The 1,304-nt window shown below is 56.3% G+C and carries 1 protein-coding gene; it reads right to left on the bottom strand.

Annotated elements, in window-relative coordinates; translation table 11 throughout:
- The coding region (locus tag ACTHUE_RS19240; RefSeq protein ID WP_440424194.1) for an ABC transporter ATP-binding protein at nt 1–1,304 on the bottom strand (1,304 nt) is incomplete at both ends.

Here is a 1,304-nt window from a genome sequence, read left to right as displayed (position 1 = left end):
TACAGGCCTTGTTTCTCGAGCAACTCGGTGTGGCTGCCTTCTTCGATGATGCGGCCTTTGTCCAAGACGATGAGGCGGTCCATCGCGGCGATGGTGGAGAGGCGGTGGGCGATGGCAATCACGGTTTTGCCTTCCATCATTTTGTCGAGGCTTTCTTGGATGGCGGCTTCGACTTCGGAGTCAAGCGCGCTGGTGGCTTCGTCAAGCAATAGAATCGGCGCGTCTTTAAGCATAACGCGGGCGATGGCGATGCGTTGGCGTTGGCCGCCGGAAAGTTTCACGCCGCGTTCGCCAACGTGCGCATCATAGCCGCGTCGGCCTTTGGCATCGCTTAAGTTAGGAATAAAACCGGTGGCCTCGGCGCGTTCGGCGGCAGAAATCATTTCGGCTTCGGTCGCATCGGGACGACCGTAGATAATGTTGTCGCGCACGGAGCGGTGCAGCAGGGAGGTATCTTGCGTCACCAAACCGATTTGGGCGCGCAGACTTTCTTGGGTAACGCTGTCCACGTTTTGGCCGTCGATCGAAATCGTGCCGCTTTGCGGTTCGTAAAAGCGCAGGAGCAGGTTGACGATGGTGGATTTGCCCGCGCCGCTGCGGCCGATCAAGCCGACTTTTTCGCCGGGTTTGATGTTCAGATTAAAGCCGTTGAGGAGCGGTTTGCCTGCTTCGTAGGAGAAATCGACGTGATCAAACTTGATTTCGCCTCGGGTGACTTTAAGCGGCAGGGCTTGCGGTTTGTCGAGGATGGTGTGGGGTTTGGACAGGGTAGCCATGCCGTCGTTGACGGTACCGATGTTTTCAAACAATCGGGCGGATTCCCACATGATGTATTGCGACAAACCGTTCACACGCAATGCCATGGCCGTGGCGGTGGCTACCGCGCCTACGCCGACTTGGCCGTGATACCAAAGCCAAATACCCAAGGCGGTCGTACCGACGGTCAGCGAGCTGTTGACGATAAAACTGCAGGTATGCAGCAGCGTTGCCAAACGCATTTGGGCATGGACGGTTACCATAAACTCTTCCATCGACTGCTTGGCATAAGCGGCCTCGCGTGCGCCGTGGGAGAAGAGTTTGACAGTAGCGATATTGGAATAGGCGTCTGTAATGCGGCCGGTCATCAACGAGCGCGCATCGGCCTGACGCGCAGCGGTTTTGCCGAGTTTGGGAATCAGGAAGCGCATAATCATCGCGAATCCAATCATCCAGCAGATAAACGGCACGATAAGCCAGGCATCGAATGAGGACAGAATCACGCCGGAAGTGATGAAGTACACCAGCACATACACAACCATATCGGC

Source organism: Neisseria sp. P0021.S005 (assembly GCF_051956955.1).
This window is presented reverse-complemented; position numbering and strand designations above follow the sequence as displayed.